11 protein-coding genes are annotated in these 14,172 nt (G+C 35.2%); all 11 read left to right on the top strand.

Annotation, left to right across the window (positions count from 1 at the left end):
• Position 1 precedes the first annotated feature (1 nt).
• Positions 2 to 697 (top strand): glycosyltransferase family 2 protein, encoded by a 696-nt coding sequence (locus tag EUBC25_RS01915; protein ID WP_230106570.1) that lies wholly within the window; start codon positions 2 to 4, stop codon positions 695 to 697.
• A 12-nt stretch (positions 698 to 709) separates the two neighbouring features.
• Complete coding sequence (locus EUBC25_RS01910; RefSeq protein WP_230106569.1) at positions 710 to 1,072, top strand: DUF2304 domain-containing protein; 363 nt, start codon at positions 710 to 712, stop codon at positions 1,070 to 1,072.
• Positions 1,073 to 1,075: 3 nt separating this feature from the next.
• Positions 1,076 to 3,010, top strand: coding sequence for a DUF6077 domain-containing protein (locus EUBC25_RS01905; protein WP_230106568.1), 1,935 nt, complete (start codon positions 1,076 to 1,078; stop codon positions 3,008 to 3,010).
• 26 nt (positions 3,011 to 3,036) lie between these two features.
• Positions 3,037 to 5,481 carry a glycosyltransferase family 2 protein gene (locus tag EUBC25_RS01900; RefSeq protein WP_230106567.1) on the top strand — a complete coding sequence of 815 codons (2,445 nt, stop codon included), beginning with the start codon at positions 3,037 to 3,039 and terminating at the stop codon, positions 5,479 to 5,481.
• Between the two features lie 28 nt (positions 5,482 to 5,509).
• Positions 5,510 to 7,159 (top strand): glycosyltransferase, encoded by a 1,650-nt coding sequence (locus EUBC25_RS01895; RefSeq protein ID WP_230106566.1) that lies wholly within the window; start codon positions 5,510 to 5,512, stop codon positions 7,157 to 7,159.
• A 28-nt stretch (positions 7,160 to 7,187) separates the two neighbouring features.
• Positions 7,188 to 9,377: a glycosyltransferase gene (locus EUBC25_RS01890; protein ID WP_230106565.1), complete on the top strand. Its 2,190-nt coding sequence runs from the start codon at positions 7,188 to 7,190 to the stop codon at positions 9,375 to 9,377.
• 72 nt (positions 9,378 to 9,449) lie between these two features.
• Positions 9,450 to 10,226 (top strand): ABC transporter permease, encoded by a 777-nt coding sequence (locus tag EUBC25_RS01885; protein ID WP_230106564.1) that lies wholly within the window; start codon positions 9,450 to 9,452, stop codon positions 10,224 to 10,226.
• 9 nt (positions 10,227 to 10,235) lie between these two features.
• Complete coding sequence (locus tag EUBC25_RS01880) at positions 10,236 to 10,973, top strand: ABC transporter ATP-binding protein (RefSeq protein ID WP_230106563.1); 738 nt, start codon at positions 10,236 to 10,238, stop codon at positions 10,971 to 10,973.
• Between the two features lie 16 nt (positions 10,974 to 10,989).
• Positions 10,990 to 11,589 carry a hypothetical protein gene (locus tag EUBC25_RS01875; protein ID WP_230106562.1) on the top strand — a complete coding sequence of 200 codons (600 nt, stop codon included), beginning with the start codon at positions 10,990 to 10,992 and terminating at the stop codon, positions 11,587 to 11,589.
• A 20-nt stretch (positions 11,590 to 11,609) separates the two neighbouring features.
• A complete protein-coding gene (locus EUBC25_RS01870; protein WP_230106561.1) occupies positions 11,610 to 12,791 on the top strand; it encodes a MerR family transcriptional regulator in 1,182 nt (393 codons plus the stop codon).
• A gap of 119 nt (positions 12,792 to 12,910) precedes the next feature.
• Positions 12,911 to 14,131 (top strand): glycosyltransferase family 2 protein, encoded by a 1,221-nt coding sequence (locus EUBC25_RS01865; protein ID WP_230106560.1) that lies wholly within the window; start codon positions 12,911 to 12,913, stop codon positions 14,129 to 14,131.
• Positions 14,132 to 14,172: the final 41 nt, after the last annotated feature.

The raw sequence follows: 14,172 nt of genomic DNA, 5'->3' as shown, positions 1-14,172 counted from the left end.
CATGAATAGCGAACTTTTGATTGTAATTCCTGCTTATAATGAGCAAGATAATATAGAAAATGTAGTGGAGTATATAATTGGTAATTATCCTCAATATGACTATGTGGTTGTTAATGATGGTTCTAAAGACAGAACAGCAGAGATTTGTAGAGCAAATGGGTACGAATTACTTGATCTTCCTGTAAATTTAGGTTTAGCAGGAGCTTTTCAGGCTGGGTTAAAATATGCGTATACAAAGGGATATTCTTATGCTATTCAATTTGATGCGGATGGTCAGCATCGACCAGAATTTATTCAGGCAATGCTCAACCGAATTAAAGAAGGATATGATATCGTTATTGGGTCTAGATTCTTAAACGTCCGAAAAGATAAATCAGCACGTATGATAGGAAGCAGAATGATTACCGTAGCAATAAAATTAACTACTGGGATTAGGGTATCAGATCCTACATCAGGAATGAGAATGTTTTCAAGAGAAATGATAAAAGAGTTTGCACAGAATTTGAACTATGGACCGGAACCAGATACGGTTTCTTATTTGTTGAAAAACGGAGCGAAAATTTCGGAGGTTCAGGTGAAGATGGAGGAACGTCAATTTGGCGAAAGTTACCTGAATATTTTGGGTTCCGCAAGATATATGATTCGAATGTTGGTTTCTATCATATTAGTGCAAAATTTTAGGAAAAGAAATAAATAGAAGGTGCGAAGAATGAGTGGATTTTTAAGACTTGCGTTAATTGTTAGCGCGATTTTATTGTTTGTTTATATGATAAAGAAAATAAGGCAATCAAAAGTAAAGATAGAATATACAATATTTTGGCTGGGATTTTCAGTTGTTTTAATTGTTATGGGAGTTTTTCCACAGCTGGTTTATGTGATTTCAGACTTTATTGGTTTTCAATCCCCAGTCAATCTAGTATTTTTGATGATTATTTTTGTATTGATTGTAAAAAATTTTTATACAACTTTAGAAATTTCACAGTTGGAGAATAAAGTTGACAATTTGACACAGCAGATAGCAATTAATCAAAAAGATGAGCGGGATTTTTATAAAGAAAACAGGAGCAAATAAAAAATGAAAGAATATCTAATATGTAGTTTGTTTTGGATTCTCTTTGTAGTGCTATTATATTATTTGGGAAATGCTATTAATGGAGGGAAAAAAAGTGTAGCCCATAATTTAATTACCGGATATATGGTGTATAGTAGCCTGATTGCTATTGCAGGTATTGTTATGCAACTGGCTAATGTACCATGGAATCTCTTTGCCCTGTATGTAGGAGTGCTGTGGTGTTTCGTATTAGGATTTTCATTATATAAAAGTAAAAAAGATAGTATTTCTTTCAGTCCTGTTGGGATAAAAGAATATATTGCCGACAATTGGTATCTTTATATAGTAAGTATTATTTTAGTCGTTATACTTGCTTTTTATTACGCTGGTTTCTGGTTGGGAAATCATTTGGATGATGGATACTATATTACAAAAGTTGCTACTTTACCATATTCAGAAATAGGAAATAACATAAATTATGCAGTGGGGATTGAAAATACAGGGTTTAACAGTTATATAGTTAATACATGGGAATTGGAAGCATCAGTCTATGTGAAGGTATTAGGGGTTTCACCAACATTATTTTTAAGACTTTTTCAGTCTGCTTTCTATTATTTTTTATTTGTAAACCTAATACAAACATTTGGAGAAATTTTAGTTGAAAAAGGAATATTAAGGTTAAAAAAAGCGACAATACAATATGGAAGCACAATTGTCATATTATTAAGCGCATATTATCTATATTTGTCTAACTCAGGAATGCTTAAACTGCGGGATATGTTTCATCTTAATACAGGAATGTTTTTAGGGGCTTCTGTGGTTAAGTTATTTGGAGTTTTCCTATTTGCTAATATATATATGGAGTACAGAAACAAAAAATCCCTGTTTATGATTGTACTTAGTGTGATTTGTGTTTCAATAGTACTTATATCAAAATCGGCAATTTCGCTTCCGGTGATTGCTATTGTAGGAAGTGCTGTTTTGATAGTATGGCTAGTATTTGATATGGAAAAGAAAGGGAGAATAATAGGGACAATATATGCAATATTGTATATTTTAATAGCAATTGTTATACCAAATCATACAGCTATAGAAGAAACAGTAAGAGGAGATGTCCTTAATACAGTACAATCTTATATTATCGTTCCGTGTCTTATAATATTTCTTTGCAGTTTCTTATTGAAGAATGAGTTAATAATTCGGATTAATGTTATTACTATTGTGAGTTTGGGATTTATGCTTTTGCCGGAAATAAATGATTTGTTTGAAACATTTTCTGTATATGGCTTTGTGGCAGGAAGAGCTTGGACAGCAATAGTATATTTTCTGATTATATTAAATACATTTTACCTTATTATTTTATTACATAAAATAATAACAAGAGAAAATGTTATTAGCATATTATTTATTTTAAGTGGAATTGTTTTTACGGTAGCTTCAATTTGGGGATTCCGAAGTTATGGAGGAGAAATTTTGCCTACTAACCCTTCCAAAAAGGCAGATTTAAAACAATGCCTGAGTGTTATGAAGAATAATATATATTTTACTCCGAACTCTACAATAAATTTGGGTGAGGAGCTTGAGAATCTAGCTGAAAAAACTCAAGAGCAATTATGTGTTGTTATGCCAAAATTAGTAAGTGTTGATGGAACTTTGCATTCTCTCGCGGTATCAATAAGAAGTTTTGCCCCAGATATTATTTCGGCTTCAGCAGCAGAGCGATTTCCTGTTAATAATGGATCAAATCTTGAAGGATACAAACAGGAAACATATGATGCTTTTGTGGCGAATCCAGATGATGAGAAAGCAAAGCTGTTTGAAGCGGAAATTAATCATATAGGTGCCAATTGTGTTGTTTTACAGAATAGCGGTTATGATGAATGGATGAAAGATATGGGGTATTGTTACTATTCATCTACATCTGATAATAGCTATGAAATTTGGTATAAAGAACAATGAGTATGTAGTGAATGAGGAGAGTGGCTATGGAAAATAAATTTATTATAGAAGGTTATAGGTTTCATGCTAAAGATAGAAGGAAGTTATTAATAAGAGGATGGTTTCCTAAGGGAGAAGAAACGAAGCATAAACTTCAGGTTTTTTTAGGCACTGAAAAAGTACAATGTATATTGGAAAGACACTTGAATATAGGGATTGCACTACAGGACTCCGATAGGGAGAATCCTAAATATATATATTCACTATGGGTTGATCTACCTGAAGAGATTGATGAATCCGTTTCTTTAATAGTGATGGATTACCTTGAAGGACAGAAAAAAGAGGTATATAGGATTGCTGGGAAAAAATTATTAAAAAAGAAAAGGATGCTGGATAAATATATTGACGGCGGAAAGATAAAAGAAAATGGTTTTATGATACGAGGTTGGGCTATAACTTTAACAGGTGAGTTGGAAGTGAAATGTTATGATTCACAGGATAATCTTTTGCCTGTCAAAATAAAGAGAAAAACACGTCAGGATGTTTATAATCAGTATCCAGAATGTAATCAGTCGGATATATATGGATTTGATCTGTCTTATTATGGCAAGGTACCGTCTAAGGTGAAAGTGCATTTAAGTGATGGGAAAAGAGAAGCAGAATATTCCGTGATATTGAAAGCCTCTCATGTAAAAAAAGGAGTACAAAAGATAAAAGAATATAGTGAAAAGAGCTATAGATATTATCAGCGCTTTGGGATATCAGACACAGTAAAGAGAACCATAGAAAAATTGGAACGGAAAGAGCTGACAAGTTATGATTATTGGAGAAAAGCACATATACCAACAAGACATGATTTGAAAAAGCAAAGAGAGGAAAAACTTAAAGTAACTCCGCAAATTTCTATAGTGGTTCCTTTGTATAAGACACCTATTCCATTCTTGAAAGATATGATTAAATCTGTGAAACAGCAGACATACAAAAACTGGGAACTGTGTTTGTCTGATGGTAGCGGAGAAAATTCTCCATTGGAAGATTTTTTGAGGAAATGTGAACAAAAAGATTATAGGATTAAAGTAATCAGAAATAATGAGCCTTTACGGATTGCGGATAACACAAATCAGGCATTGGAACAAGCGTCAGGAGATTGGATTGCATTTATGGATCATGATGACCTTCTTACACCGGATGCATTATTTGAGTGTGTAAAAGCTATAAATGAAGATCCGGATATAGATATGATTTATACGGACGAGGATAAGATTTCCATGGATGGAAAGGAGTTTTTTGAACCTAATTTTAAATCGGATTTTAATATTGATATGTTACGGGCTACAAATTATTTTTGCCATTTAACAATGGTAAAAAAAGAGTTGTATAATTTGGCAGGACAACTTAATGGAGAATTTGATGGAGCGCAGGATTATGATTTTGTGCTTAGGTGTGTGGAACATGCAGGGAAAATCAAACATATTCCTAAAGTATTATATCATTGGAGGGCGCATAAAGATTCTACAGCAGAGAATCCGGAAAGTAAGCGTTATGCATTTGAAGCAGGAGAAAGGGCGGTTCAAGCACATTATAATCGTGTGGGCATTCCGGCAAAAGTAGAATCAACAAAATATATGGGATTTTACAGAAGTAGATATGAAATTAGTGGAAATCCGCTGGTCTCTATTATCATACCTAATAAGGATCATATTGACGATTTGGAAAAGTGTATTTCTTCAATAGAAAATAAGGCATCTTATACAAATGTTGAATACATTATAGTAGAGAACAATAGTGAAAAAGAAGAGACATTTGAGTATTACGAAGAATTAAAGAATAGAAATAGTAAGGTTAAGGTTGTTGTCTGGGATAAAGAATTTAATTATTCTTCTATAAATAATTTTGGAGTATCTTGCTCAAGTGGGGAGTATTATTTGTTCCTGAATAATGATACAGAAATTATTAATGAGAATTGTATTGAGGAACTGTTGGGATACTGTCAAAGACCGGATGTCGGAGCCGTAGGAGCCCGTTTATATTATCCGGATAAAACAATTCAGCATGCAGGTGTGATTATAGGGCTCCGGGGAGTTGCAGGACATGCATTTGCAGGTGATGATGAAAATTCGCCTGGATACTTTGGTAGAATTATTATAGCACAAGACTATAATGCTGTTACTGCAGCTTGTGTGATGGTAAAAAAAGAAGCTTTTGAAAGAGTAGAAGGATTTGATCCGCGATTGGCAGTTGCATTTAACGATATTGATTTTTGTTTGAAACTTCGTAAATCAGGTTATTTAATAGTGTATAACCCCTATGCGGAGTTGTTTCATTATGAATCAAAATCAAGAGGCATGGAAGATACGGAAGAAAAGGTTCGCAGATTCAATCAAGAAATTGAGACTTTCCATGAAAAATGGTATGATATTTTAGAAAAAGGTGATCCTTATTATAATCCTAATTTGACACTTATGTTGCCTAATTTCAGTCTGCGAATGTAATTAAAAGATAAAGGCTATAAATTTTATTATGATACGATCATTTATTAAACGGAAAATACAATATAAGAAAGAGCTAAAAGTAATAAGAAGGTTTCATTTATTATCAGAGGCAGAAAGAGAAAGACAAAAAGAAAGAGTATGGGTGAATCCGCCTCTGATTAGTCTTATTACGCCATTGTACAATACACCGAAGGCTTTTCTTGAAGAGCTGTTGCAATCTGTTCAAAATCAGACATATATATTTTGGGAGCTTTGTTTGGCTGATGGTAGCGATGATACGCATAAATATGTGGGTGAAATATGTCGACGATATGCAGAGCAGGATTCCCGGATTATCTATAGGAAGTTGGATAAGAATGAAGGAATTGTAGGAAATACAAATCAGTGCCTGACAATGGCGAGAGGGGATTATATCGGCTTAGTGGATCATGATGATCTGCTAAGCCCTTCGGCGTTATATGAAGTTGCTTCAGCTGCACAGAATGGTGCTGATTTTATTTATACAGACGAAATGAAATTCCAGGACTCAATAGAAAACTCAGTAGATATTGTTTGTAAAAATGGTTTTGGAAAAGATGAACTGCGTTCTCATAATTATATTTGCCATCTTACAGTTTTTAAGAAAAGTTTGTTGGATGATTTGGATGAGCTATATCGAATAGAATGTGAAGGGAGCCAAGATTATGATATGGTTCTTAGGTTGACTGAAAAGGCGGGAAAGATAGTGCACATTCCAAAGATTTTGTATTATTGGCGTGTTCATCAGGGATCTGTTGCATTGGATCTTTCTGTAAAACACTACGCAGTTGAAGCGGCTAAAAGAGCGATAGCAGGACAGCTGGTAAGAAGTAGTGAGCAGGGAAAAGTGAATTGTAATTTGCCATATGAAACTATCTATAGAATAAAATATGAATTGAAGGAAAGACCTCTGATAAGTATTTTAGTGTCTGGAGATCTTAACAAGGATCAAGCGGTAAAGTATATACAGGAGTTGATTGACAGGACTGATTATCGTCCCTTGGAGCTTATAATAGATAAAAAGGAGCTCGGCGTGGAGGATGATGAAATATGTATTTCAACATTGTCAAGGGAATGTGGAAAATATGAGTGGTTTAATTGTGCGGCTGAACTGTGCCACGGACAATATTATATCTGTTTGAGTGAAAACTGTCTTCCGAGAAATAGAAAGTGGATAGAAGAATTGTTGATGTTTGCTCAGCGTAGGGATGTAGGAGTTGTAGGTGCATATATAAAATATAAGGATAACAGAATTTATTTTGCGGGAGCAGTGTTGGATAAAGATGCAAATTCAGGGATTTATCCCGTAAATTTTAATAGAGTAGATTCAGATCAGGGATATGAAGCAAATATGAAATATGTGCGTAATACAACAATTTTGACTTCCATATGTATGATGATTTCTAAAGAAAAATTTATTGAGCTAGACGGATTTGACGTTTTGATGGATTCCTGTGCTGACGCAGATTTATGCTTAAGGAGCAGGAGACAAGGATGGTGGAATGTATGGACATGCTTTGCTGACATGTTTTATAATAAAAAAGACCCTATAACAAAACAATGGAAGAAAAACGAAAAATTTACGACTAGGTGGAAAGACGAAATAGAGCAGGGAGATGGAAATTATCATCCTTTGTTAAAAAGACTTAGGAAATTATAAAGTATGGTATCATTGGAGAAGGGAAGATATGCAGAATAGAGAAAAAAATCTGGGAGAAAAAGCAATTCATTCTCTTACTGAAGAAGGGATCGTTGGCTTTGCGGGAAGAACAAAACGTTTTGTTAGGAAAAGAATCACGGAGTTAAAAACTGTGAAAAGTGAGTATAAAGATGTTCTATTTATTAGCGGATGCAATGAGGATTTACCGCATCCGTGGAGATACCGTGTGAAACACCAACGAGAACAGTTGGAGGCATATCATTTTTCGACAGACGAGATATATTTTCGTAAAATAAAGAACGAATACCTTAGGTATTACAGGGCATTTGTTTTTTTTCGTTGTCCATATACAGAGCAAATTGGCAATTTTATAGAGCAGGCTAAAAAGCTTAATAAAAAACTTATATACGACATTGATGATTTGGTAATAGATACTAAATATACAGATCAGATTCCTTATGTAAGATCTATGGCATCTTCAGATAAGGAAGCGTATGATGAGAACGTCAATAATATGAAACGGTTACTTCAACAGTGCGATATGGTTGTAACTACAACTAACTGCCTAGCTGATGAACTCAAACGGTATTCACAAAATGTATATATAAATCGAAATAGAGCTTCAGAAAAAATGATACAGCTTTCTCAGGAGGCTTTAAATCACAAAACAAATTCCATGGTGTCAGCTGTTAGATTGGGATATTTTAGTGGTAGTATTACTCATAATGCAGATCTTGAAATGATTATGCCAGTATTGACAAATATTATGGACAAATATTCGCAGGTTATTCTTTGTCTGGTAGGAGAATTAGATTTACCAGAAGCCTTAAAAAAGTATGAACATCGAATAGAGAGTATACCATTTAGTGATTGGAGAAAGCTTCCAGAAATGATTGCCAGTGTGGATATAAATTTAGCACCTCTAAAGGATACTATTTTTAATCGTGCTAAATCAGAAAATAAGTGGGTAGAAGCAGCGCTAGTTAAAGTTGTGACTATAGCAAGTGATGTAGGGGCTTTTCATGATTCTATTGAGAATGGAAAAACAGGAGTATTGTGTCGAACGCTCGCGGAATGGGAAGAAGAATTATGCAGATTAATTGAAGACCAAGGTTATCGTTTTTTACTTGCGGAAGCAGCGTATTCATATTGTATGGAATATTACAGCACAATTATGACGGGAAATGGCATTGCAGATATTTTTCAACAAGAATTAAATCTTAATTATGCATTTATTCTTCCTAGTCTAGAAATAAGCGGAGGAATTAAAGTAGCCTTAAAGCATGCGGCAATTTTGCAGAGCAGTGGAAAAGATGTCCTACTTATTTTGTTAAGCGGGGAAACTGAGTGGTATGAATTTGAAGGGCATTGTTTCCCAGTTATTTCTCTAGAAAAAACAAAGATAACAGGAGAAATCGGCTGTGCAATTGCAACAATGTGGACAACTGTCAAATTTGTGGAAACGTATCCTAATATAAAAAGAAAATGTTATTTGGTTCAAAATTTTGAAACTAATTTTTATGCACCAGGAGATCCGTTGAGAGTGTTGGCGAATCAAACTTATATGGTTTATGGAGATATTCAGTTCTTAACGATATCTAAATGGTGTCAAAAGTGGTTGCAAGATAAATATAGAAAGACAGCCTTGTATGCGCCGAATGGGCTGGAAACGGACAGATTCTTAGGGGATCAACGATGTATGAAAGGAAAAATTCGGATACTAATTGAAGGGGATTGCAGTGTGGCTTACAAGAATGTGGATGAGGCTTTCAAAATTATTGACCAGTTGAATCTAGATGATTTTGAAGTATGGTACATGTCATATAAAGGAGAGCCACAAAGATGGTATCATGTGGACCGTTTTTTAAATAAAATTCCATACGAGCAAGTTCCGGAAGTATATGCTGCTTGCGATATTCTGTTAAAAACAAGTTTACTTGAAAGTTTTTCCTATCCTCCACTAGAAATGATGGCTTCTGGTGGGTATGTGGTTGCAGTTCCTAATGGAGGAAATGCAGAATATATGCAGAATGAATATAACTGTCTTTTGTATCCGGCTGGAAATATCGAAAAGGCAAAGGAACAAATCGAGAGGCTTTGTATAGATGAAGCGTTAAGAAATATTCTTTATATTAATGGGATAAAAACAGCTAAGGAAAGGCAGTGGAAGAATATAGAAAACGATATCTTACAACTCTATGGATGCGAAAGGTTGTAAAAAAAAAGATTTAATGGTATACTTAGAAACTGTCTTAAATCCTTTTGATACCATTTAAACGGAGGACTAATAGTGTCAACTTATATACAAAATTTTCAGAAGTTCCGGCCACTTTTAAGTGAGCTGATCGCAAGGGACATTAAAACAAAATACAGGAAATCCATACTGGGTGTACTCTGGACGATTCTTAATCCATTGTTTATGATGATTGTACTTTCGGTAGTGTTTTCAAATTTATTTAAATTTGATATCGAATATTTTCCTGTATATTTGTTGAGTGGACAGTTGATTTTTAATTTCTTTTCAGAGTCGACAACGAATGCCATGAGTGCAATTATTGCCAATGGACCCTTGATTAAAAAAATATATGTTCCGAAATATATGTTTGTTATTTCGAGAATTTTTTCAAGTTCTATTAATTTGCTGGCATCCTTTACAGCTTTAATTTTTGTTATGCTCGCTATGAGGGTTGATTTGCATTATACAGTGCTTCTTGTGCCGATTCCGTTAATTTTTATTATATTTTTCTCTTTAGGGATAGGCTTGATTTTGTCAGCAATAGCAGTGAAATTCAGAGACATTGTACACTTATATTCTGTTTTTGTGACAGCATTGATGTATTTGACGCCGGTTATTTATCCAATGTCTATTCTTCCTGAATGGCTGGAAAAGATTGTATTGATAAATCCGATTACAAATATATTGATCATGTTCAGAGATGTTATGATGAATAATACTGTTCCGAATATTACATCTATTGTAATAGCGATTGTAGAAACTGCAATTGCATTGGCGTGTGGGCTATATGTGTTTTACAAAAGTCAGGATACCTTTATTCTGAATATTTAGAGGTGAATTATGGAAAGACAGGATATAATATGTGTAAATAACGTTTCCATGCAGTTCCGGCTTGCTTCGGAAAAGGTAGACAGCCTGAAGGAATATTTTGTTAAGACATTAAAAAATCAATTGTCTTTTGAAGCTTTCTGGGCACTGCAGGATGTATCCTTCAGTATACAGCGGGGAGATGCATTGGGACTGATCGGTTTGAACGGAAGCGGAAAAAGTACAATGCTGAAAATCATTGCAGGAGTATTAAAGCCTACAAAAGGAAGCGTTGCTGTATATGGAGATGTTGCGCCGTTAATTGAATTGGGAGCAGGTTTTGATTACGATCTGACAGCGGAAGAAAATGTCTATTTAAATGGAGCGCTCATGGGAAAATCCAGAGCAGAAATGAAAGAGCATTATCAGGAAATAGTAGAGTTTTCAGAACTCCACGACTTCATGAACGTGGCAGTGAAAAACTTTTCTTCTGGTATGATAGCAAGGCTTGCTTTTTCTATTGCTACGATTGGTATTCCGGACATTTTAATCTGTGATGAGGTGCTTTCTGTTGGTGATTTCCGTTTTCAGGAAAAGTGCCAAAAACGAATACAGAGAATGTTAGACGCTGGGACGACTCTTTTATTTGTTTCTCATAGCATTGATCAGGTAGAAAGCTTATGCAATAAGATTGCCTGGTTGGAAAAAGGACATTTGAAGATGTTTGGAGAAGCAAAGGAGATTGCGGAGATTTATAAAGGGGCTTATTAAGGAGCAGAGATAAAATATGAAAAGTAAAATAAAATGGCTGATTGCATTGATTATTCTTGTATTGCTTGCAGGCCTTTATTCTGTAGTAGATAAAAAAACTCCGATATATGATACAGAGATTGATAACAGTGAGTATTTTTCTGTGGATTTGAGAGAAGGTGACAGAATAAGTCAGTCTTTTCTTGCCCCGGAAGATACATTGGATGGGGTTATGATAAAAATGGCTGCTGTAGGCAACTTGGAGGGCACCATTTTGGAATACAATTTGCTTGAAAGCGGAGGAGAGACTGTCTTGGAAGGGGAAACTTCTCTTGGTGAATTGACAAGCGGCCGGTTTTTTCAAATTGATTTTGATCAATTAACTGGGTGCGAAAATCAAATATATGAGCTTCAGATTTTGGTGAAAGAGTGCGATGAAAATAGCAGTATTACCCTCTATTATACAGGTGGAAAGCAGCAGAATACAGAATGTATGATCGGTGACACCGCAGTAGATGGTACTTTGGTTTTAAGGACATTTACCCATCGATTTGATCTGGAAACATTTGTGGTGACTGTTTGCTTTCTGATCTATGTTATACTTTTTATGAGATGGTTGTCCAAGCTGTTTAAGTAATTGTGTGATATGAGGTAACGATGAAAAAACCAGGTTATTATTCTTCCGGAGAGTTTGCCCGCATGGCAGGCGTTACTCTAAGGACAATCCGTTATTATGATAAACAGAATATCTTAAAGCCCTCGCTTGTGACAGAAGCGGGGGCTCGTTTCTATACAGACGAAGATTTTGCACGGCTTCAGCAGATTCTTCTGCTGAAATATTTAGGCTTTTCTTTGGACGATATCCGGGAAATGACATTTGCAGATGCAGATTATCATTTTCTGTTGAACTCTTTAAATATTCAGCTGAAGTTGGTTCAGGATCGTATTGAGAAGATGCAGCTCATGGAGAGAGCGATTCAAGATACAGCAGAAGAGGTTCGTGCGACACACACTGTAGACTGGAACAGGATGCTGAATCTGATCCACTTAACAGGCATGGAAGAAAGCCTGAAGAAGCAGTATCAGAATGCCTCAAATATTTCAGCCAGAATTAACCTGCATAGTCTGTATTCTCAAAATAAACAGGGATGGTTTCCTTGGATTTTTCAGCAGCTTGGTTTGGAACCTGAAATGAAGGTGTTGGAAATTGGCTGTGGGGATGGCGCGCTTTGGAAAAGTAATATGCAGAATATCCCATATGAAATAGAAATTACTCTTTCTGATGTGTCAGAGGGAATGCTTCGTGATACGAGAAGAGAATTGGGCGGAGAAGGCCAAAGATTCTCTTTTCACGCATTTGACTGCCATAAGATTCCCTATGAATCCGAAACTTTTGATGTTGTGATAGCAAATCACGTGCTTTTTTACTGCCAGGACATTCCAAAGGTATGCAGGGAAGTAAAGAGAGTTCTGAAGCAAGGGGGAGTTTTCGTCTGTAGCACATATGGAAATCAGCATATGAAAGAAGTGAGCCTTCTTGTACAGGAATTTGATAATCGGATTGTTTTGTCGGCAGACAGGCTTTATGAAAGATTTGGTATGGAAAATGGCCGCGAAATCTTAGAAAAGTGTTTTCAAGAGGTAGAGTGGCGATTATATGAAGATAATCTTTTGGTAACGGAGGCAGAAGCTTTGATTTCCTATATTCTCTCCTGTCATGGAAACCAGGCACAGTATATTGGAGAGCGGTATACGGAGTTTCGTTCTTTTGTGAAAGAAAAGATAGAGAGTGGTTTTTATATAACGAAGGAAGCAGGGATTTTCTTGTGCAGGAAATAAGGTGCAATAAGTTTTCAATATGTTAAAAAAGACTTGAAAATTGTCCTTTTGGGCCCTTATACTTGGAGTAAGGGAAGTATGGGAAAGTAAAATATAAACGATGTACGGGAGATTGCTGTATGGGAGAGAAATTAGTTAGTGTATTAATGGTAAATTATAATCACGAGGATACGCTTGCTGAAACAATACAGAGTGTATTGAATCAGACTTATTCTAATTTTCAGTTTATTATTGTAGATGATGGTTCAACAGACAGGTCTTGTGCGATTATAGAAAGCTTTCAAGACGAAAGAATAGAATTATACAAAAGAGAAGAAAATGAGCATATTTGTGTTGCTACCAATTATGGATTTGCCAAAGTGAAAGGAGACTATCTTGCTAGGATTGACAGTGATGATCTTTGGTATCCAGACAAATTGGAAAAGCAGCTTTTGTTTATGGAAGAACATCCAGAATGCAGCGTGTGTTTTACATGGTGTGACTTGATTGATGAATATGGAAATAACATTAATGAATTAGAGAAAAGCCTCTTAAAGCTTTATGAATCGGAAACATTGGAGCAAGAACAATGGTTAAGAAAATTTTACTTTGAGGGGAATTGCCTGGCTCATCCGGCTGTACTAATGAAAAGAGAAGTATTAGAAAATATAGGAAAGTTTACTCTTGCCTATAGACAGCTTCATGATTTTGATTATTGGGTACGGATTGCGAAACAATACAAAATTTATGTAATTCAAGAACGACTTATTGCTGTTAGACGTTTTATAGATAAGCAACAGACCAAAAAAAATGCAAGTGCTTCATCGGAGAAAAACGATACAAGAGTATTCAATGAATCTATGGACATACACGCTCATTTTTTTGAGGGAATGCCAGATAAAATTTTTTTGAAAGGTTTTCAGCAAGATTTTAGATACCAGGAGTCTCATACAAAAGAAGAATTGGAGTGCGAAAAAGCTTTTCTGATGTGTAGTCCCCTCATGGGTTGGGGAGGTCTAGCGCCAGCAGGCATTGAAAGGCTGGCAGAGCTGTTGGAAGAAGAAAATATGAGAGCGCTTTTAAAGGAAAAGTTTCATTTTACTGTAAAAGATCTATATAGTCTGACGGAAGAACATTTATTTGTAGATCTTATTTTAAAGAGCAGATATGGGGAAATGGAACAGTATAGGTATCGACTTGAAGAGGAAAAAAGGCAGATTGAGTTGGAAAAGCATCAGCTTCAGCAGGAGGTTGTAAATTGCCAAAATTTAATCTCGGAGTATGCTAATTCTACTAGTTGGAAAATAACAGAGCCATTGAGGAAAATGGGAAGCATTGCACGACGGATATGTAAAAGGTAAAAATTGTAACAAATTCTTAATATTTTCAAAAAAAGCTTGAA

Origin of the sequence: Claveliimonas bilis, assembly GCF_020892095.1 — a bacterium.
Taxonomy (GTDB): Bacteria; Bacillota; Clostridia; order Lachnospirales; family Lachnospiraceae; genus Claveliimonas; species Claveliimonas bilis.
The sequence above is the reverse complement of the archived record's forward strand: the minus strand, read 5'-3'. Positions and strand labels throughout refer to the sequence as shown.